This is a genomic window from Pontixanthobacter aquaemixtae, from assembly GCF_009827395.1.
In the GTDB taxonomy this organism is placed as follows: domain Bacteria; phylum Pseudomonadota; class Alphaproteobacteria; order Sphingomonadales; family Sphingomonadaceae; genus Pontixanthobacter; species Pontixanthobacter aquaemixtae.
Genome location: NZ_WTYX01000001.1, coordinates 1,760,078 through 1,781,278, shown reverse-complemented (window position 1 = coordinate 1,781,278; position 21,201 = coordinate 1,760,078). Strand labels below are relative to the sequence as shown.

Below are 21,201 nucleotides of genomic sequence, written 5' to 3'. Positions count from 1 at the left end.
ACATTGCCAAAAATGTGCCGGACGCCTAGGTTCCAACGTTCTCAATGGCATAATGCTGAGGGCATGAGCCGGTTTGGCAATTCAGGTCGAAATTTGATGTCGGTCTCCAACAGTCTCCGCAACAAGCATCGCTGGCGATTGACCGCCAGTTTTCTTGTTGCTGGTTTGACACTTGCTACGCCGGCCATTCCCCAGACGATTGATGAAACGCCGGCCGAACCCGTTGCCAAGGAAGCGGCAACCTATGGACCGCCAGCGGATGAGACAGCGGCCATCGTTCCGATCACCCCGATAGCCATTCCCAAACCGCTCGATCGCGCGGCAGCGCTTGCATCCCAAACGCATCCACTGGTGGAAAGCGCAGAGGCGGAGGCCGATGCGCTTGCGGCTGAATATCGCGGCGCGAAGTGGCAGCGATACCCAAACATCTCGGTTGAAGCGCTTGCTGCCACGTCAGGATCGGCTCTGGCAGATGAGGACGGGCTCGCTCTCAACCTTGCGCTGGAACAACCGATCTGGAGCGGCGGGCGGATTAGCGGAGAGATTGCGCGTGCGCGGGCGACTATGCGCTCCGGAGAGGATCGGGTCGACGAGGCGCAGCGGCAAATCGTGCTCGACGTTATCAGCGCCTATTACGGCTATGTGCAGGCGGATGAACGGTTCGCGGTACTGCAAGAGAGCTTGCGACAACACCAAGAGCTGCTTGCCGCGATCGGACGGCGTGTCGATCAAGAGGTCTCTCCACTGGCCGATTTGACGCTTGGCCGGTCCCGTACCGCGCAAGTCGAGATCGATCTCGCTCTCAATGAGGAAACTCGCGAAAGCGCGCGTATCCGGCTTTACGAGCTGACCGGCGGTGTCGCGATCGATCCGGCAATACCTCCGCCGGGAGTGGAGGAGTTGCTCCCCTCCGAAGAGGTCGCCTTGATCGAAGCAATGGCGTGTGACCCAACTCTGGCAGCCTTGACCAGCCAAATCACCGCAGCAGAAGCGCAGCGCGATATTGCCAAAGCACAATTGCTTCCGCAATTGCTCCTGCAATTGTCGCAGAACGAGATTACTGGCGCGAGAGCGGCTTTCGTGCTTCGGATGCAATTGGGCAATGGGGGTGCGCAGTTGGCGGCTATCGATTCTACTGACGCGCGGGTGACGCGCGCTTTGGCCGAATTTGGCCAGGCCCATCGGCGCGTTCGCGAGGAATTGCGGCGCGACTATGTCTTGCTCAAAGCTGCCAAGGCGCGGCTTGCTGCAGGTACGCAGGCGACGGGCGCCGCAGATGATATTGTCGGCAGCTACCGACGCCAGTTTATCGCCGGTCGGCGCAGCTGGCTCGACGTGATGAACGCGGTTCGCGAAGCGGCCAGCGCGCGCTTGTCGGAGAGCGATGCGCGGGTTCTAGCGGCAACGGCGACAGCGCGGATTTACGCCCGGACCTGCCGCTGGCAGCCTAGCGGCGCGGATACGGGCCAATGAGCGATACTTTTATTGAACGCGCAATAGAGCGCTATGCCAAGGCCACCGGCAAGCCCTTGTCGCCGCATTGGAATGAAGAGCTGCGCGAAGTGTCGATGCCCGAAGGTGTTGACGCGCTGGCCGCGCTGGTTGGAGTGCTTGGTTGGGCACCGGCGAAGCGCATCGAAGATCGTCCGCGTCCGGATCAGTTTCCTCTGATCCTCCACGATCCCGACACAGGTTGGGCGGTGGTCCAGCAGTGGGATGGCGAAGAGATGATGGCCCTGGTCGGCTCCCGCACGTCACTACCGTACAATCCGGACCAGATATTCTTCACATTGAGCCTTCCCGATCCGCTCGCGGCGGGTGACGAAAGTGCCGTAGGCGTCTTCTGGCGCGCGATCAAGCGGCGCAAGCAACCGCTGATCATGGCGGGATTGGCCACCGTTTTTGCAAATCTGCTTACGCTGGCGACATCGCTCTATTCAATGCAGCTTTACGACCGGGTGATCCCGCTGGCGAGTTTTGACACCTTGTTTGTGCTGACCGCCGGTGTCGCTTTCGCGCTGCTGCTCGATCTGTGCCTGAGGTCATTGAGAGCCCTTCTGATCGAGCGCGAAGCACAGGAAATCGATGCCGAAGTAAGCGAGTTCTTTTTTGCTCGCGCTCAGGCGATCCGGCTTGATGCACGTCCCCCTGGTATCGGCACCATGGCGGCGCAGCTTCGCGGCCAGGAGCAGGTCCGCCAAGTCATGTCGTCCAGCTCTCTATTCCTGCTCGCCGATTTGCCATTCGCACTGTTCTTTATTGCAGTGATCGCAATGATCGGAGGTAAGCTGGCGCTGGTCCCGATTATCAGTCTGCCCATTGCTCTGCTGTTCGCGCTGTTCCTGTCGCGGATCATCCGCAAGGGCACAGATCGCGCTCAGGTCAGCGGCAATCGCAAGAACGGGATGCTGGTTGAATCGCTCGACGCGACGGAGACGGTGAAGGCCAATCGCGGCGGCTGGTTCATGATGGGGCGCTGGAACCGGTTGGTGCGCGAGATCAACCATTACGAGCTGCCGGTGAAGAAGGCGTCTGCAGTCGCGGGTTCGCTTTTCTCTACGCTCCAGCAAACTGCCTATGTCGGGATCATGGGGTGGGGCGCCTATCTGGCTGCCACTGGCCAGATTACCACCGGCGCATTGCTTGCCTGCTCGATTATTTCCGGGCGGATCAACGGCCCGCTCGTGGCGCAGATGCCCAATTTGATTGTGCAGTGGGGCTATGCGAAATCTTCGCTCAACGCGCTCGACGGGATCATGAGGCTGCCGCTCGATACCGCGAGCGGAGCGGGGGCCTTGCGGCCCGATCACATTGAAGGCGGCTACGACATCAATAGTGCAGTCTTTGCCTATGTCGGTGCGCAGCGGCCATCTTTGGAAATTGACAGGTTTGCAATCCGGCCCGGTGAACGCGTGGCGGTGATTGGCGGCATTGGTTCGGGCAAATCGACCCTGCTCAAGCTGCTATCGGGCCTTTATTCACCAACGCAGGGAAGTGTGCTTCTGGGGCGTTTGGACCTGTCGCAAGTGGCGGAGGATATTGCCCGCCGCCATGTTGGTTATGTCGCGCAAGATGCGCGGCTGATCAACGGCACTTTGCGCGACAATCTGGTTATGGGGCTGGGTGACGTAACCGATCCGGAAATCATGGAAGTCGCGCGGACGACGAAGCTCGACAATCTGATCGCTGCGCGTGAAGACGGGCTTGCGTTGCAAATTCAGGAGGGCGGCATCGGCCTGTCGGGCGGACAGCGCAGTCTTGTGGGGATCAACCGACTGCTTTTGTCGAGCCCCAAAGTGTGGTTGCTGGATGAGCCCACCGCATCCCTGGACCAGCTAACCGAAACGGCTGCTTTGGATGCCATCGACAGCGTGCTGGAAGACGATTCAATCCTGATTATGGTGACACACAAGATCCAGCTGCTCACCCGTTTCTCGCGGATCGTCGTGATGGCCAATGGCAAAATCATCCGCGATGGTCCAACGCAGGATGTGCTGCGTGACATGATGCCCAAGTCAATTTCTGGTAAGGGCGTAAAGGCGAGGCCGCCCGTTGAAGGCACGGTGACCAGCTCGCTTTCGGCGAAGAAGGGCACGACATGAAGATGCTGCGCACTGCCCACTGGATTATCATTGCAATCAGCGTGACGTTGGTCGGCTTTATCGCCTGGGCCAATTGGGCTGAGCTGGATCAAGTTACGCGTGCGCCGGGAACGGTCATACCTTTTGCCCGGGTTCAAGTTGTCCAAAGCGAAGAAGGCGGATCGATCAGCAGAATTGCGGTGCGCGAAGGCGACCGGGTAAAGGCCGGTCAGCTCTTGGTCGAACTGGATACGGTTCAACTTGCGGCATCGGTCCGCGAAGCCCGTGCAAGAGTAGCTGCTTTGCGCAGCCGGATGGCGCGGATCGACGCGGAATTGTTCAGTAAACCGCTTACTTTCCCGGCTGGCCTTTCTGACTATCCGGAGTTTACGTCCAATCAGAGGCAGCTGTTCCGCCGCCGCCAATCCGCGCTCGCAGCAGAAATACAAAGTCTGCAGGAGATCGCGGAATTGCAACAGCAAGAGCTCAATCTCAACAAACCTCTGCTTGAAACCGGCGATGTCGCCCGATCCGAAATCATCCGGATGGAGCGCACGATTGTCGAGACGCGCGGGCGTATTTCCAACATTCGCTCGCAATATGTGCGCGACTTACAGACCGAATTTGCCGAGACCGAAGAACAGCTCGTTGCCGCGGAGCAAGTTCTCACGCAGCGCGAAGACAGTTTGCGCGGCGCGGAGCTGGTCGCCCCGACCGACGGGATCGTGAAGAATGTCAGGCTCACCACAATTGGCGGCGTGCTGCGTCCCGGGGACGAAGTTCTTCAGATCGTCCCGACAGGAGAGAAGCTGATCGTCACCGCACGCGTGTCCCCGCGTGACATTGCCTTTGTCCAGCTCGATCAGAAAGCACGCGTCAATTTCGATGCCTATGACAATGCGGTTTATGGATCGGGCAGCGGGAAAGTAGTGTTTATCGGACCCGACACTTTGTCCGAAGAACGCGAAGATGGATCGGTGAACACCTATTACCGGGTCAATCTGGAAGTCGATACGGCGACAATGCGACCGCGTGAGGATGAAGGAGCGATAGACTTGCAACCCGGGATGACGGCGACTGCGGAGATTCTGACTGGATCGCAAACTGTGTGGGAGTACATCGCCAAGCCCATCCTGAAATCAACCGGGCAATCTTTGCAAGAGCGATGATTGTTAAAATAAAACTGCGAGCAAATCGCGAGAACGGTTGAAGAGTAATTCTACATTTTCACTGTATCAAACAAGGTTGTTATAGTTCAATTTTGCATATAGGCTGAATCCTGGAGATTGAGAGATTCTGTTACGCGCAGTACTCTTACTTTGCGTAACGTTATTTCTTTCGATGTTACTTGCCCGTATTCGGGCAATGTTTCCGAGGGAGGAAACCTATGATCAAGCGCCTGCTATTATGCGTGAGCTTGGCTCTGGCCGGATGCCAGACCGCACCCGTCCAACCCGCAATCGGCGATTTTTCCGCTGCTGTCCGCGCCACTGCCAACACAGTCGAAAGGCGCTACGCCCGCGATGATATCGAAGGGCTGCTGGCCAATGAATATGACGAAGCAGTGGTCGATCAACAGGCATTTTATGAGCTGGAAAATTGCGCTGCACCGATAGGCTTGTCTGTTCCGATCGGAGACCCGGGACTGACCGATTTCTCCGAGCATTGCGGCTATCGGACTTTGAAAATCGAAAACGGCGATATCGTTCCAGCCTTTATTGAACTGGAAGACGGCCTTCCGGGTATCACTGGTGAAAATGCGATGCGTCTGTCGAGCAGCCTTGGTGCCTATGCGGAAGCGTTGGATACTCTGGCACGAAGCAACGCGCCTGCCGAACTGGGGCGCAATTTCGATAGTGCGGCTGCAGCTGTGCTCAATTTGGTAGATGATGCAAAAAGGCTGGGGCCGGAAGGCGAAGGACTGTCCCGTCCGACTGCCAATTTGGCCGATGCGGGTGCCGGGCTAGGCTCCACCCTGCTGCGCGAATATTTTGAAACGAAGCGCTACCGGTTGTTGCAGAAACTGGTCGAGCAATCCGACCCTGCGGTGCAACTGTCGTCGCGAGCAATCGCGGGTTGGTATCGCTCGCAAACCAGCGAAGAAATCCTTGCCGCTTACAATGCTCTTGATGCTGCAAACGGGGCGCAACAGCGCGCGATTGTGGCCTTGAGAAATGGTGGATCGCGCGAGGAAGCAATTGCCGCCACGCGCGATCTGCGGCTTGCCTATGATCAGCTGGCGCAGATGGAAAACAACGCCCCGTGGCGCGTTCATTTGGCCATCGCAGAGGCGCATGTCGCGATGGTCGAGGCGTTTCGGCAGCCGCAAAGCATCGATGCATTGGCGCGGGCGAATGAGCGCATCGACAATCTTGTGATCAAAACCAAGGCTTTCGTCGATGCGATAGGCGATCTGGAGCAGGAGAATGCGCGATGACAGACAAGGCTGAGCGGGCGCTCAAGGCCCAACAAAAAGCGCAAGATCTGTTCACGCAGTATGTAACCAAAGTTCGCCGCCAGATTACCAGAGCCCGAATGATCGAGGGCGACGAGGTTAGAGCCGCCATGCTTGAAGCAGGTCTGGCCGTCGCGCGGCGCGATATGGAAGATCTGGAGCTGGAATTGGGCGCGTTGCTGCTCAGTCAGGATGTCACCGATGACATCATCGCGCAGCTCACCGATGCTGCGGATCGGGCCAATGATCTGCTCGACCAGATGGAAGACATTGCGAACATTCTCGACAAGGTCGAGCAAGGCGCAAAGCTGATCAGCGGCGTTCTAAAGACAGTCACGCGCGTGCTGTGAACCGACTGCCGCCGAGGCAATTTGACGTTGGAGACAGCTGGTCCCACGCAGCGCAAGCGAGTGGTGCGGGGCCGGATAAAAGCAACCGGCCCGCTTTGGTCATGGCTATTGCATCGGAACGATCATCACCCGGTCGGTGCTGCTGCCCGCTGCCAGCTCTGACGCAACACCCAACTGGTCGTATCCCGTCACCTTGAAATCATAGGTTTTGAACCGGCCAGATGGCTGGACCAACGCTGCAAGCTGTTTCTGAGTCTGGCTCGGGGTGAATATGACAGAGGTTGTGTCTGGCACATCACCGCGACCTGTCAAATCCACCTTGAGTGCTTGGAACGACCCCAGCGAGTCCTGCGGCAAGCGCACTTCGACACGCTGAACAACCCCGGTCCCTTCGCTGAGGAGTATGATCCCGCTTTCGGTTTCCTGATCGCGTTCGGTGATCACTTGTCCGTCGAGCTTGAGGATGGTCGTCGAATAGACGATTGGCGGCGGGTCTTCCGCCAGCGTCGGAATTTCGAAACTCTGCGGGACCAACACATCGCCGCCCATAAATTCCTGGCGCATCGCAACCGTGTATCCGGTGTCCGGCTCTCTGTATTCGATATCGACGATGGCCTGCAGCAGGTTTGCGGAATCGAGCAGGAGAGGATTGACCATCACCCGATGCTTGCTGCGGAAGGGAACATTCACGATGATCGAAGGCTGATCGCGTTCTTCCCAAGGCGTTTCGATCATCGTGTTGCCTTGCGCGAAGAAATAGCGAACGCGATATTCATATCCGCGCGGCGCATTGTCAGCCAGGCGGAGCCGCCAGTTGTGGCTTTCCCCGCCCGGTTCAAGAACGAATGTACGGTTGTCCTTGAAGCCGGTTGCGGGATTCTCGTAGCGCACCTCGACTTCAACTTGGGTGACGCTTTCGGAGTGCTGGTTGCTTAGCGCAATCTCGACGTCGAGCCGTTCAACCGCATCGATTGGTGCAAGCGTCAATTGCGTTTCGGCAGAGACCAACCAAGGAGTGACCACCTGGCTGTCTTTCCCGCGCCATTCGGTTGTCGGATCGAATGTGATTGTCATACGGTAGCGATATTCACGCGTTCCATCGTCATCGAGGAATGTGGTGAACAGCTTGTTCTCGCTGTCGCCGGGGCGGAATTCAAATCCGTCGATATGCTCGGCATTTTCGCCGGCTTCTCGTTCGCCGGGATATTCCATATTCACCGCGACCGAAGAGACCCCAATTGCGGCCAGATCCTGCCCCATCGTGACAGTGGTCCGCAGGCGATCGAAGAACGGATCGTCCATATCAACCTCGAAAATGAGATCGTCCATATTGAATCCGTCAACGAGGCCGGAGAACATACCGTTAGGATTCGCCTCCGCCTGGATCGCGCTTTGCAAATTGTAATCGAAGCGGCGTGTGCGCAGCTCGTCCTGATGCATGATCTTGAGCGAAAACCCGACGCGGAAGGGTGAAAGTTCGGATGCGAGATTTCCCGCACCAGAGCCGCCCCCGCCACCACGCGCTGCGGCTTCGCGGCGATTGGTTTCGGTTGTGGGTGTAACCTGGTCAGACGGCCCGGTTGCAGCTGGGGCTGTATTGGGCGGAGTGGTGGCAGCTGCGCCGCGCCCGGGTGATAGCGACCCTGTCGCGGGAGCGCGCGGGATTGCACCGAACATATCTTGCAACCTGCCAAGAATTCCCCCGCCTGAATCGGGCTGCATGATTGCTGGCACGGGCATCGTGCTCTGGAAAAAGTCGGCAGTCAGCTGGCCCTTGAACCAGTCCCATGCGGCGTGGCCTTTGGCCTTCAGGTCGGCATCGTCGGTGAATTCGGTAATTTCCACCTTGATCACACCGTCTTCACGCAGCTTCTGATATGCTGCCTCGATATCCGCAGCAATGCTGACAGCCTGTATCTGGCCCTGGACACCGAGTTCAGTCTCGAGCGAGGTATAGACCCGCTTGTAGTCAGCTTCGACCTTCACGCTCATCGCCGGTGTCATTCCGAGGAAGAACAGCTGGTAATTCACGCCGAACATGCTCACTCCGCCGCGCAGAGTCTGCTCCATCGCCGTTGCCATCTCGCGGTTGAGCATCACGGTAAAAGTCGCCCGTTGGTCACCGATCAGCGAGGGTTTTGTTGAACCATGCACTTCCTCGAACAGCCGCAATCCGCGCGGAGCATCGGGTGATGCCTCCGGATCGTCGGCGGCGTCGCGCATTACCGAAAGGCGTACCGATCCATCGCGCACCGAAACCGGGGCCAGTTTGATGTTTTCTGGCACATTCTCGAACGCGCGCTTGATTTCCCGTTTGATCTGGTCCTGCTCGCGTTCTGTCACGGCAAGATCGACGGTGAAGTTGAGAATGCCGCCGCCAAGTGAATCGCCTTCCTCGAAATCGACATTGTCGGTGATGTCGCGGCGAAACTTCACAAAGCTTAACGCGGGCACACCATTGTTGCGTGCGATGCGCGGGCGTTCGGAAATGAAGTAGAATTGCCCGGGGTCTTGATGATCACGATATACGATTACGCCGGGAATGGCCTGAGTTTTGTCATAAAGTGCGAGCATTGGAATTTCTCCTGCAATCTAGCCGCGATCAAGCGGAGTAATAGGCGCGAACCCAACCGGACAGGTCGTCATCGCCCATCGATTCAAGGGCTTGTGTGGGATCATCGAGCAACCTGGGCGGGTTTTCCTGGCTTGAATTGGGTTGCCAATCAGCTGGGGCCGTCTCGCCCGTATATTGCGGGTTCTTGAACATCAGCCGCCCGCTTTCGTGGCGCAATGACAGCACCGCATGCAGGCCCGGCGAGGTCGATGGACCCCATTTCAGGACAGTCAGCAGAGGCTCGCTCGTGCTGCCCATTGCGGTCACCAACTGGTTGCGCAATGCGGCGGTGGGCTGCGACGAATGAGTGCGGGTGAATGGTTTGTTGAACAGCCCTTCCAGCAGGGTCTCGATCTCCTCAAAAGTCAGGCCGCCGGCAATCGTCGTTTGGAATACCGTGTTTATTCCGTTGGGATCATTCGGCGGCGCGGAAGGATCATATTGAGGGAAACCGGATCCTTTCGCATATTTGAGCATGGTGGCCTGGAAACCGAGCTCAGAATTCGTGCGCGCGTAGAAGCCGATTGATTGGGCTCCTGCATATAGCGCCACGCGGTAAATTCCCGGCGGTGGCTCAATCACATCTCCATTCGCGAGAGTAGCTTGCTTGCCGACCGACAACAGACCGCGCATCAGCCGCACATATTCTGCCGCGTTTTCATTGATCAGCAGCGTCTGGATCCCTGTTGGGGCGCAGGTGCCGGCCAGTCCCTGATTCATCTGGCCATTGGGATCGCGAATTTCGGTCAGCACATCGTCGAGCAATTGTTCAGACACGCGAACCCCGGCAATGTCAGGGTGGGGGACGATGTTCGGTAGCTCGAGCAAATGATCGATCAGCATGATATTTTCGCGGATGCATGGTTGTTTCAGAACGGTCATTTCCAATCCGGCATCGGTCCGGAATTGGCGATCCAGCATGGTGTAAAGCCACAAGCGTGCGGGCCCCGCCTGAACCCACAGGGTCAGCAGCTTTCCGCGAAGCTCAACTTCCATCTGGTTGGTGAAGAAGCGGTGGCTGAAGATATTCGCAAGGGAAATCCGGTCGGGATTGTCCTCCGGCAAGTTCTGCCATAGCCATTCGAGCTCGCTGGCGTGTCGCGGCATGGCCAACATTGCCGCCCGATCGGGGACCACCTGGGTAATCGGATCAACGTTCAGCGCGATGATATTCATCCGGTTGTTGAACGGTGATGCGTTGAAGGATGAATCGTCCGGCCAGATTATTGCCGATGCTGCCCCGGTCGGTTCAAATCGGACCCGATAATAGAGCATTTGCCCCATCTGGCTTTGCGGCGGGGTTTGGCGCGCCTTGTTTAATTCCTCCCGATAGGCGTCCCACAGATCTTGCGGCATGGTCCATGTGGCCTTGTTACCGGTCAGCACGATCTGCTGTTCGGGAATGTCGAGAGCCATGGTCGAACCATCAGCCTTGTTAATGTTCGCCGTCAGATGCTCGGCTGTGGTGTAGTAGCGTATCGGCTCTGCAGGGGTTCGCGCAGGGCGTTGGGGAATATCGGTTGAACCCCATGCGAGCTCGACAACAGCGCGGCCGTTTTCATTGGACATGATTTCGAAACTGGGAGGGGTGTCCCCCTCGGTCCAATTGTAAAGGCTGGACCGGATGCGTACCCAATTGCGCGTTTCGGATGCAGGGAATTCATATTCCAACAATGCGCGCGCATCGAGTTTGCCGTAGCCCCATGTATTGTTGGGGACTTGGCTACCTGTTCCTGTTCGCGCATCGGTTCTGCAGGTGGTCTGCAGTCCCTTGCGTATTTGCTCCTGCGTAAGGGTAGGTTGTTTCTCCAGCAACAGCGCGATTGCACCGGTAACGTGCGGGGCCGCCATCGAAGTTCCTCCCATAAACACATGACCAGCGGCCGTGCCTGCTTGGGCTGCTTCGATGATTTCGCCGGGTGCGCACAGGTCGGGCTTGATACGTCCATCGCGGGTTTTCCCGCGGCTTGAAAAGCTCGATATTTCGCCAACTGGCGTGTTGAGCGAGCTGATCCTGGTAACATAACTACCCACAGCGATTGCTTCGTGCGCAGTGCCAGGTATCGATATGCTTTGGGCGGCGTTGCGAGCGAGCCTGGCGGCCCGGTCACTCGCTGATTCCCCGACCGGAGCGGGTGCCCGAACAAATCCGTAACCCCCTCGGTTCGGATGAAGATACGCATCGATTTCAACAGGACTGCCGGTCGGATTGGTCAGCGTAATTGTCCAATTGCCCCCATCGATTTGCCCGGGGAAAACATTGGTTTTTCGGATCACAATCTGGTTGTGATGATTGGGAGTGAAGTCTGTTTCGAATGCAAACTCCACGGATGTACCGCCTGCAGTTATTGTTGGAACAGGAAGCGGTAATTCACCCCCATCCGGCGGTTGCACATGGGGGCCATGATCCGTGCCCGCAGGATCGGTGATCTTCACGCTGAGATTGGTTCCTGTGGGATACCAAATATCCAGATCGGTCTTGCCTTGATTGGGCCTGACCTGCACCTGAAATGTCACACTTCCATTCGCGGGCACGACATCTGAATGGTGCACATCGTTATCACCATCATTGCCTGCCGACTTCACGTATGCGCGGCCGGGTCGACCAAGAAGTTTGTTGATATGGCGTTCGTAAAGAGAGGTGCCATCATGTGCGGCCCCCCGATGATGACCTTGGCTTTGATTGACCACGCATGGGCGATTTAACGATGATGCGGTGTCATAGATAAAGCTAAGGGCATGCAGAGCGTGGATTGAGGTAGGACTGGATCGGACGACAATGAGATCAGCGCCCGTTGCGATACCAGGGTGGGTCGCTGAATTGCCGGCCGCGATTGAGGCAACATGCGTTCCATGATCGCCACCGACATGGCGTACTCTGGATAGAGGATTGGCAGACGCCAACGCGGCATTGATTTCTGTACGGTCGTAGACGACCCCCGCACCGCCGTACCCATTGGGTGGTGTTTCGGCTCCTTGCGGAGTGAGCCCTTGATCCCAGATGTTCAAGATTCGGGAATCGTTTCCATTTCTGAATGCGCTGTGTTGGTAGTCGGTGCCTGAATCGATAATGCCGACAATGACGCCGTTGCCAGTATAGTTGGTAGGCGGAGTACCTATCCCGGCTCCAGAATTCACCTGGTCGGCCCGCACGTCCGCAACGGATAGCTGAACTTCTGGCTCAAGTGGTGAATCGCCTTCAATCCTTTGCACTGACTCAATTGCAGCGAGCGCCTCGACGTTCTCAGGCGCGATCGATCCGGTAACCAGATCATCATTACGGGTAATAATGGTGAGACCAGCCTCAACAAGCGGGGCGGATTCGCCTGAAAATTGCACCATCACCAATATCTGGTCGGTGCCATCTTCATTGACGCCAACACCCAGGGCCTCTCGCGCCTCGTCGCTCAAATCTTCGTTGAGGAGTGAACGAAGTGTGAGCTGGAGGTCAGGATTAATCTTGGACATCAGGTGTCTCCTCGGTTGTCAGGTTTGGATTGGGAATTCGGGGCGTTGAAATTGGGGGTTTGGGTTCTCAGGGTCAGCAGCAGGCCCTGTGCCCCATTCGGGCTCACATCGACTTCGGCCGCAGAGCCTATGGCGTTGGCGAAGTTGAGTGGGCCGGTGTGCAATGCGGCGATTGCGGCATAGTCATCGGCAGCACCGGAGCCGTCGCCGCCCGTTTCATCGAGTGCTGCGGCCATATGCGCACGCTTGCCCGCGTCTTCGGGGAGGCGGCCCCATGCGGCGGTGCCGAGACGGAAGGTCCGGCTTTCCAGAGCTTCGCCGGAAAGCGGGAGTGCGATACTCCATGGCCGGGTGCGTTCGGTGACTGTCCGGCCAAAAACGCGCGACAACATGCCTTGCGCTGCCGGCCATCCGCCTATGCATCCCAAATTCGTCAGCGCCTGACGCGGCGAAACGCGGCGGTCGAGAGCGAATGAAAGCCAGCTTTCGCCGGTCTCGGGCTCCGCCTTTGTCGCCATGTAGATGCGCCCGCATGACCGGAGGAAGCCGAGCCGCTCAGCGAACAGATCAGGAGCGCCTGGTTTGGGTAGGAATTCCAGAACCTCGCCCAAACTCCCGCCGCGCGAGTCCATCCAAATGATAGTTTCGCCCGGTGGTTTGCCTTGTGCCGCGCGATCCCAGTGCCGTGCGCCCGGGCCGCAGGGCTTGCTTGTGCTGGTGGCGGTCCCACGAGTAACCGGTCCGGGAGCGTGAAAGGTCACCATCAGATCACCCCCGCCCTCGATACAGCTCCGTGTGGGGACAGGGGCCGCCACATCCGCACTTTCCGCCGGTGCTTCCACAGGCGAAAATTTGCTTCCTTCAGAAGCGTCGAGGCGGGCGGTTAGGCTCACTCGGGCAGCGCCGTTGAAAAGATCGGGAAATTATCGCTTTGCGTGCGTATTCCGGTCGATTGGGTAAAGCCTGTATTGAGCACATAGGTCAGCTCGTAACTATATTCGCGCAGCGATGCGTCTTTCAGCATCACCGTCCAACTGGGAACGTCCCCGGGTGCGGATATCTCATGCATGCGCTCGCTCAGCACACCGTTGGCCGCATCTTCATATTTCAGCCGAAGCATGATCTTGTCGATGTTTTGGGGGCCAAGCTCCGGCCCGATCATCTTGGGCTGGACGGTCATTGTCTTGGCAAAAGTTGTCCCGACAATCTGGGTATTTCCCTCTGTCTCGACAAAGCCCGTATTGGTGACATTGCCTTCGGAATCGATGATCAGCTGGCTCATCTTGTACCGGCGCTTCGTCGGGTCCTTCCACGGAACTTTCCAGGTTTGCGGCAGGCGGACATTGTCGGCAGTGAACATCATGCTGACAGTCTCGGAAACGTTGTTGTCCACATCCTCGTAGTTCATGTCGACAATGACAAAGCCGTGATCGCCAATGCGGGTTGCCGGGCTCACGATGACCCGCACTTCCATCTGCTGCGGGTCCGGACTGAGGATCAGCTCGATATCGCCTTTAACAGGCTCCCAAGCGGTCGTGATCGACTCGCCATCATTACGCAGATATTGCAGCTGATATTCTGGCTCGATCCCGTCCTTCGCGCGTTGGCGGAAAGCGGTGGTGAATATCGCATCATTTTGCGAAAGGAGCTTGGCATCTTCGTGCCGCCATTCGGACACTGTGTCGTCATAACGCAGCCGCACGAAAACTTGCGGATAGCGATCCCAAGGGAAACTATTGACGGCCTGGATTTGCACGTCTTGCCGTTCGAACAACTCGGCCGTGTCGGCCATGATCACATTGCTGTCGATCCGTCGCCATTCGCTGGCGGCGGAGCTGGCCGGGCCGGGCAGGCCGCTGCCGTTGAAGAATACCCGGTACCGGTAGAAAAAATTGGTTCCTACATCGTCGCTGTACCAGCTTGAGCGGTTGAAGCGTTCTTCGCCGGTTTCGAACACGAAGCTCCATTGCGCGTCAGGGTCGGCTTCCAGATCCGGTTCCAGATCAAGCGTCTTGGTATATTGAACATCGACCACGACCTGGTTGATGTCGTTGCGTTCAAAATCGCCATTCACGCCAACCTGCATGTCGACTTCGCGCCAGATGGAATCGTTGCCATCCACAACGGTCACAAGATCGTCGCGCGTGACATTCAGATCTTCGAAGAAGACATGCATATGCGCTTGCGGCGCAATCCGCCGTTTGACAGCGCGGCGGACAGTATAATCGACCGAAATCGAACGCAGCTCGGTGACAGAAAGCTCGCGGCGGGAATAGCCGACCGGGGCCCAGCTTGTTTTGAGGCCGTGAAGCCGGGACAGCGTGTTTATAGAATCGGGATCTTCATTGGGGTTGGTGGTTGGTTCGAAGAAGGTCTGCAAGACCATGTCCTGCAGATCGCTTTTCACAGTCTCGAAATCGTCCATTTGCTGTTCGACGGCGATGTCGGTTTCGGTGGCATCAACCTCGGCTTCGATATTGATGATCTTGTTCTCGATCATCTCCGTGGTGGTTTTCTCGACATCTGCAGAGAAGAAACCGAGATTGACCCCATGACGCTTTTGGATGAAGTCGTAGACTTGCTCCCAGTCGGCTGACACGCTCACATTGTAGCCCTGCATTTGCCCGACATATTGCAAATCGTAATAGACGGAGGCCGGGATCAAACCGGAGAACGCACCATATAGTAGCTTGACGGCCTTTCGGCTAAGCTTTGCCTGAAATACGGCACGGTTCTCGCCATAGAGCGACGGAACTCCGGGGGTATGGGCGAAGGGCACCCACGCAGAGACAGTTTCGGTCTCCGGTTCGGTGAGCGGTTCGCCATCGGGGCCGAGTTCGGGCTCGATCTGGATTTCGCGCGTTGTCTTGTCCAGCATCGTCAATCGCACAGAGCCCTTGCGGTAAGGCAAGGGAGCGAGCTGTACTTCAATCTCGATGCGCTCTCCGGTCTCTTCCTCGTGCGCATCTTCCAGACGTTTGGATAGCTCCTTGCGGACTTTGTTGAGCGTTTCGTCCGGCCAACTCAGAACGGTGTCAAAGAACAGGAAACCGCTGATATCTTCACTATCTTCGCCAGCGGGCAAGCTCTCGGTATCGTCGGAATTGCCGATGATCGCATCGTGCGCATCCTTCAGCACGATGAACCGGATGGCCGGACGTCCCTGGTCATCAACCGCAATGTGCGGGGCGTTGGGGACATAGTAGAATTGCCGGTCATCATGGGCGTCGCTCATCACGGCAACGCCTTCTATGTCGAAGTAGGGAGGGCCCAGTTTCAGCATGGCTCATTCTCCTGCAGATGCAGCTTTCGTTTTCGGGAAAAGTGGTTCGCCATCATTCGGGGGTGTCCGGTTCTTCAACCACCACCGGGTCGGGCATGTGCCGCGGAATGACGTAGCGCTTGCGGTTGATGACCTGCGGATCGTCCTGATGAACTTGGCCGTCAGCCAAGTGGTAGATCCGCGTCAGCGTGAATTCGCGCGGGCTGTCTTCCTGCACCATGTGCTGGAACACCGGATTGTCAGCGACGCTGCTGACGATCAGCGTGTCGCTCATATCATTGCCGTTGACCGGATCGGTATATTCGATCTGGAGTTCAACAACGGGGGTGTCGGTGAAATTGATCTGGGTGCAGGTGAATATGCACTTCACTTCGGGCACGATCGCCCGCTTGATCACCAGCACACCGTCGTCGGTTTCGATCTCTTCGCGGTCAATCGTCCCCGACAGGGCATGGTAATCAACATCGTAGCTATATGTCTGTCGTGAGGAATCCGAAATTGGCAATGTCCACGGAACCGGCGCCTTGTTATTGGTGTCGAAGAACAGCGTCTTGCGCGCATCGATCGCATTGTCGGGATCGCGGTACCGCAAATCGCAGGTCACCAGCGGCGTGGTCCCGAAATCGATAACGCTGGGCATCACCGTGACATTCAGACGCGGAGGGGCATTCCCCTTGATCGGGATGGTTTGGTCACCTTCCATCTCGATGAAGCCGGTGTCGGTCATCGTGCCGTCATTGAAAGTGATAACGGCTTTGTAGCGGAAATTGCGATTGTCGCGGTCCTGAAGCACCACCGACCAGCTCTTGAACTCGTTGGCGTCTTTCAGGCGAAGGACTTCATCGACGTGATAGTCATTCGCATCGTCATCATATCGCACATCGATCAAGACCTGCGCGATATCGGCGGCCTGCGATGCCACGAGAACAAAATTGACATCCAGCTTGTCAAACAGGGGTGCATTGATGAGCAGCGAGCGTTCATCGGTCGATTGCTCGTCGCCCTCGATCACTTGCCCGTCTTTCAGTATGAAAGTCGGCTTGTAGGTGATTTCCTTGTCCCAATCGGTGAACAGATCACGGCTGTAGGTCTGTTCCAACTGCCCGGCCATCAGGACGAAGTTTTCGGTTTGCGAAGCCACATCGTCGCTGCGGTCTTCGTAGCTGACAGCGATCTGGACCTGTTGCACGGTTTGCTGGAAATCGACATTGCCGGCGATGATCGGCAGATTGATCCGACCGCTGGACGGAACCGTAATGTTGAGCATCGGGCTGCGCTCTTTTTCCCAGCGCGAGAATTCGCCTGCTTCCTGACCGGTATAGGCCAGGCGCCAACGGTATTTGTATCCGCGCTGTTTGCCGATCAGGCTCGGGTCCCATTCGCCAGACGTAGTGTCTTTGTCGAACGTGAAGGTTTCCTGCTTTTGCTCGATCTGGCCTTGCTCGTTGCGGCCGTCATATTGGATTTGCACTTCGACAAAGGCGATTGGATCGTTTTCCCAATCGGCAAAGCAATTGACCGTCAGGCCGAGCGTTTTGAAGAAATCATCGTCCAGATTTACCACCCGGACAAACTGGTTCATTTTGGATTTCGGAACGCCGGCAAAGAATGCCTGCATGGTCCCTTGCGGGTGCTTTTCAGCTTCGATGATCGAATTGATCTCGATCTTGGTATTCATCGTTTTGAAGGATATCCGCTCCTCTTGCTTCATGATGTAATAGTCGGTCTTCTCTTTCAGCAGGTCGTCATCAACATCGTCTGGCGGATCGGTCTCCTCGAACAGTTCTTCTGACAGAAGATCGCGGATCAGCTCCATCGAGATGCCCATCAGCTCTTCCACCAGATCGCTTTCGAGATCGAGCTCGCCGGTATCGAGTGTGACATCGATCAATTTGGACTCGATGGCGGCTTCCATCATCGTTTCGTAATGCGCGATGTCATCTTCGCGGCATGCGTAGTCGTCATAGTCGTGATCGATGGATTCCATCGCTTTGTAGACCGATCGGGTGTCTGCTTTCACATGCAGCGAAGCGGGCGGGATGCGGGCTTTGAATTTGAGGTCCATTCGCGCGCCCAGCGGAACCAGATTGGTCGCCCCGACACCGCTGGTTTCGACCAGAGTTTGCTGCATGAAAGTGGCACCCGCTTCGGTAAGCTCGATCATCACGGCCGCTGTGTTGGGGCCGGTCAGCGAAAGCGGGCCTTCGGTAATCGAATGGGTGACCAACCCGTCAGATTGCGGCGCAAGGACGGTGAATGTCCCCTCGGTAAATTCGGGGTAGGACAGCTGGATCTGCGGCGGGGCGTCACCCGGGGGCGCAGTGGGCCGATCCGGGTTGAGGCCAAGCGAAACGTCATCGATCGTCAGGCTGGGCGGGGTGGTCGGGTCACCCGCTGGTCGCGGCACACCATTGGTGCGGTTGTGCCAGCTGTTCAGTGTCAGGCTTTCAATGTCGTGGTTCGCGGCATCGGCAAAGCTTTTCAGCCGGTTCCATTCGCGGTCGACATAACTTTGCAAGCGATCCCGCAAATCGGGTTCATCGGATTCCTGAACGGTCAGTTCGATGTCAAAGGCCATCAATCCGCCGCCGCGCGGTAAATCTTCGTTTTCTTCCCGGTCCTGATCGCCAAAGGCGTATTTCACCAAAAGGAACACCGGATCGCCATTGATGTCTTTGCGGATCGAGACATAGTCGGGCAGCAGGTAGAATTTCCACCACTCGGTATCGTCCTGATAGACGGTGACGCGAAGGTCTTCGTAATATTGGAAGGCTGGGACTTTCAGCATGGTGTTTCTCCTGGCGGGTGGGTTCTCAAATTTCGGGCGCGACGAAGGGCTTCAGGACCAGCAGGTTGCTGGTCTGGAATGCGGGTTCGGCTTCGTGCGGAATGTTGTCGGGAGCGACGAAATGGCGCGTTACTTGGCGCAGCAATCTGCGGTTTTTGTCCTCGACATGGATTTCCCAGTCCATGTTCTGCGTCGACGCCGAAAACGCAAAGCTGTTCTCGTGCCGGACGCCGTTGGCTTCATCTTCGTAGAGTAGCTCGACCACGACCAGCGGAGTCTTCGCGAAATCGATCAGCGTCGGCATGATCTGATAGTGGATGGTTCCTGGTTCCGGCGGATTGTAGCGCGGCAAAACCAGAGCGTTGTCTTCGCCATGGATTGGATCGAAAACAATGTCTTCGCCATCGGGCGTATGGAAGGTGACAACCGCGCTGTACGACAGCGGATCGCTCGGCCTCACGGGAACCGTCCATTCTCTGGTTTTAGAACTATCGATAAAGAAGGATTCAACCGTCCCGGACGCTTCGTGGGTCACCACAACTTCGCAGCTCGGCGTAGCTTCGAAATTGATGCGGCTGGGCACAATGACAACTTTGGTCGTGCGCGGTTCGCGCACTTCGATCGGCAAAATTCCCGACCCGCTGCTGGTCAGTTCGCCGCTGCTGTCGTGATCACCATCTTTGTAGCTGGTGATCACTTCGTACCGGTAGGTGGTCATTTCCGGATCGCGCAGACGCACCAGCCATTCGCGCGTATCCTGGTTTGTCTTCAGAGTGACCACGTCATGCGCGTGGAAATTGCTGTCTTCATCATCATATGACAGCGCGACCTGTGTCTGTACGACTTCGCTCCACCCCACTCCTACCGGCAGAAGCTGCACCGCCAGAGTGGATTCGAAGGGATGATCAATCAGGATCAGGTTCGATGTGCTCTCGCGAAACGCCTCGTCTTCGATGATGTCATTGTTTTTGAACTTATATTTCGTCCGGTACAGAACCGGTTTGCGTGCCTCCACGCCGATCTGGTGATCGAAAGTGGCGGTTGGTGTGGCGGGATTGAGCACGACCACCTCTTCCACCGGATCAACGCCCAGCTCCCCGTCTTGATAGCGCAGGGTGACTTCGGCCGCCGAGAGGTCGAGCGATTCAAAATCGAGCAGGCCCTGCGCAATCGAGCGTTGCACCCGCCCCGGTTTTGCCACCGAAATATTGATCGCGTTGGCCTTTGTCCGTTCCCACGAGGAAAACGGGCCGAACTCTCTGCCAGCGGTCTTGATCCTACGGCGATATTGGACCTCGCGTTCAGCGCCGATCAGGTCGGGGTTCCACGTTTGCGAGCTATTGTCGGTGAAGGTCAGCACCTTCTCCTTGCTCAAATTCTCCCCGTTGAAGTCGAAGCCTGTATAGCGCAGCTGGACTTCGACGGCCTCGAGATCGCTGTCATCAAATTCGCCAAATACACGGACGCCGAGATTGAGCGACTGGAAGAACGGGCTGCCCGTCCGCACCTGCCGGACGAAACGTTCGATTTGGGCTGGCGGCATTCCGGCAAAGAATGTCTGCAATGTGGATTGCGGATTGATCTTCCACTCGACGACCGAGTGCTGCTGCAGGTTCAAGGTCAGATCGATGGTCGATGTATCGCTGACTTTCTTGAGATACTTCTTCGAATTCTTGTTGTTGCGATTGCGGTTTGATTCTTCCTCCAAAAATTCAGGAGGCGCGCCATCGGGGAATTGCGAAAAGTAGGCATCTTGCGGATCGTCGGTGAAGAAGCTGCTCTCGATCTGGGATTGCATCATGTCGAGCGCATATTGGCGTAGCTCCTCCATCACCTCGTCAGTGACATGGCTGGAGCCGGGATCGATCTTAACCTCGATCATGCCGCTCAATTCGGCTGTACTTGTGTTGATGTCGGAGTTCTTGAAATCGTATGTCGAACAGGCATCGCGCCCTTCGCCGTCCATATATTTGCGCGTTTGTTCGTAAATGCGCTGGGTGTTGGCGAGAACCACGATATCGACAGGCGGCAATCGGGCCATGAAGTTCAAATGATACGCGACCTGGATCGGGGTCAGGTCCGACCCATCGCCTCCAGTCAGCGTTTCGCTCATGAACTGGGAGCCGGCAGCGCTCAGATCGATGCTGAACACCGCAGTATTGCCGGCCAGAAGATCGGGTTCGCCTTGCGCCACTTGCGCATCGACAAGCAGATCGGATTGCGGCGCGAACATTTCGACTGTCCCCTGCGTGTAGGTCGGGCTCGCAAATTCGACTTGTGGGGCTTCGGATGTGCCTTTGACGCCGCGCTTGTTCTTTTCCTCGGCCGTGCCGTTGCGCAGCCTTTCCCACTCGGCATCAACGCGCGGCTGCATCAGGTCGCGTGCTGCGGTTTCCTCTTCGTCCGTGATCGAAAAGGTCACATCGAAATTCATGAACCCGCCGCCGCTTGGCAAGGTCGGGTCGGCCGCGCGATCTTCTTCCGACATGTCATATTGGACCAGCAGGAAGACTGGATCGCCATTGTCATCGAGCCTGACGCGCGGATTGGCGCTGGTCAGATAAAAGCGGAAGAAGTCGGTATCGTCCGCCCAAATGGTTACACCATCCACTTCGGCAACTGCTGGTGCGGTCAACATTTGGCTCTTCTCCTTTGGCCCATG

General features: G+C 57.0%; 10 protein-coding genes and 2 pseudogenes. 6 read left to right on the top strand and 6 right to left on the bottom strand.

The features are described 5' to 3' along the window. Positions 1-165: 165 nt before the first annotated feature. The 6 genes and pseudogenes from GRI41_RS08460 to GRI41_RS08440 all read left to right on the top strand — a co-directional run bounded on the left by GRI41_RS08460 (position 166) and on the right by GRI41_RS08440 (position 6,386). Positions 166-1,473 (top strand): TolC family protein, encoded by a 1,308-nt coding sequence (locus tag GRI41_RS08460; RefSeq protein WP_160604435.1) that lies wholly within the window; start codon positions 166-168, stop codon positions 1,471-1,473. Beyond that, positions 1,470-2,666: pseudogene (locus GRI41_RS14505) on the top strand (ABC transporter transmembrane domain-containing protein); the annotation flags it as partial. The gene GRI41_RS08460 and the pseudogene GRI41_RS14505, both read left to right, overlap by 4 nt. Before the next feature lie 222 nt (positions 2,667-2,888). Further along, positions 2,889-3,602 (top strand): annotated as a pseudogene (locus tag GRI41_RS14500) (ATP-binding cassette domain-containing protein); the annotation flags it as partial. Further along, positions 3,599-4,750 carry an HlyD family efflux transporter periplasmic adaptor subunit gene (locus GRI41_RS08450; RefSeq protein ID WP_160604431.1) on the top strand — a complete coding sequence of 384 codons (1,152 nt, stop codon included), beginning with the start codon at positions 3,599-3,601 and terminating at the stop codon, positions 4,748-4,750. The pseudogene GRI41_RS14500 and the gene GRI41_RS08450, both read left to right, overlap by 4 nt. Positions 4,751-4,968: 218 nt before the next feature. Continuing rightward, entirely contained in the window at positions 4,969-6,018 is a 1,050-nt protein-coding gene (locus GRI41_RS08445; RefSeq protein ID WP_160604429.1) for a hypothetical protein, read from the top strand. Further along, complete coding sequence (locus GRI41_RS08440) at positions 6,015-6,386, top strand: hypothetical protein (protein WP_160604427.1); 372 nt, start codon at positions 6,015-6,017, stop codon at positions 6,384-6,386. Before GRI41_RS08445 ends, GRI41_RS08440 begins: the two co-directional genes overlap by 4 nt. A gap of 105 nt (positions 6,387-6,491) precedes the next feature. On the opposite strand, the gene GRI41_RS08435 is transcribed toward GRI41_RS08440, so the two are convergent. The 6 genes from GRI41_RS08435 to GRI41_RS08410 are packed head-to-tail and all read right to left on the bottom strand — an operon-like array spanning position 6,492 to position 21,177. After that, on the bottom strand, positions 6,492-8,960 hold the full coding sequence (locus GRI41_RS08435) for a hypothetical protein (protein ID WP_160604425.1): 2,469 nt from the start codon (positions 8,958-8,960) through the stop codon (positions 6,492-6,494). 28 nt (positions 8,961-8,988) lie between these two features. After that, positions 8,989-12,468 carry a S8 family peptidase gene (locus GRI41_RS08430; RefSeq protein ID WP_160604423.1) on the bottom strand — a complete coding sequence of 1,160 codons (3,480 nt, stop codon included), beginning with the start codon at positions 12,466-12,468 and terminating at the stop codon, positions 8,989-8,991. Then, positions 12,468-13,361: a hypothetical protein gene (locus GRI41_RS08425; protein ID WP_160604421.1), complete on the bottom strand. Its 894-nt coding sequence runs from the start codon at positions 13,359-13,361 to the stop codon at positions 12,468-12,470. Before GRI41_RS08425 ends, GRI41_RS08430 begins: the two co-directional genes overlap by 1 nt. Then, positions 13,358-15,751 (bottom strand): hypothetical protein, encoded by a 2,394-nt coding sequence (locus GRI41_RS08420; RefSeq protein ID WP_160604419.1) that lies wholly within the window; start codon positions 15,749-15,751, stop codon positions 13,358-13,360. The genes GRI41_RS08425 and GRI41_RS08420 overlap by 4 nt, the downstream gene beginning before the upstream one ends. A gap of 52 nt (positions 15,752-15,803) precedes the next feature. Continuing rightward, positions 15,804-18,539 (bottom strand): hypothetical protein, encoded by a 2,736-nt coding sequence (locus GRI41_RS08415; RefSeq protein WP_160604417.1) that lies wholly within the window; start codon positions 18,537-18,539, stop codon positions 15,804-15,806. Positions 18,540-18,564: 25 nt separating this feature from the next. Next, the gene (locus GRI41_RS08410) at positions 18,565-21,177 is read right to left on the bottom strand and encodes a hypothetical protein (RefSeq protein WP_160604415.1); all 2,613 of its coding nucleotides are present in this window, start codon (positions 21,175-21,177) and stop codon (positions 18,565-18,567) included. Positions 21,178-21,201 lie beyond the last annotated feature (24 nt).

Coding starts and splice junctions, on each gene's coding strand:
- GRI41_RS08450 (WP_160604431.1), top strand. CDS start 3,599: ATGAAGATGCTGCGCACTGCCCACTGGATTATCATTGCAATCAGCGTG.
- GRI41_RS08445 (WP_160604429.1), top strand. CDS start 4,969: ATGATCAAGCGCCTGCTATTATGCGTGAGCTTGGCTCTGGCCGGATGC.
- GRI41_RS08440 (WP_160604427.1), top strand. CDS start 6,015: ATGACAGACAAGGCTGAGCGGGCGCTCAAGGCCCAACAAAAAGCGCAA.
- GRI41_RS08435 (WP_160604425.1), bottom strand. CDS start 8,960: ATGCTCGCACTTTATGACAAAACTCAGGCCATTCCCGGCGTAATCGTA.
- GRI41_RS08430 (WP_160604423.1), bottom strand. CDS start 12,468: ATGTCCAAGATTAATCCTGACCTCCAGCTCACACTTCGTTCACTCCTC.
- GRI41_RS08420 (WP_160604419.1), bottom strand. CDS start 15,751: ATGCTGAAACTGGGCCCTCCCTACTTCGACATAGAAGGCGTTGCCGTG.
- GRI41_RS08415 (WP_160604417.1), bottom strand. CDS start 18,539: ATGCTGAAAGTCCCAGCCTTCCAATATTACGAAGACCTTCGCGTCACC.
- GRI41_RS08410 (WP_160604415.1), bottom strand. CDS start 21,177: ATGTTGACCGCACCAGCAGTTGCCGAAGTGGATGGTGTAACCATTTGG.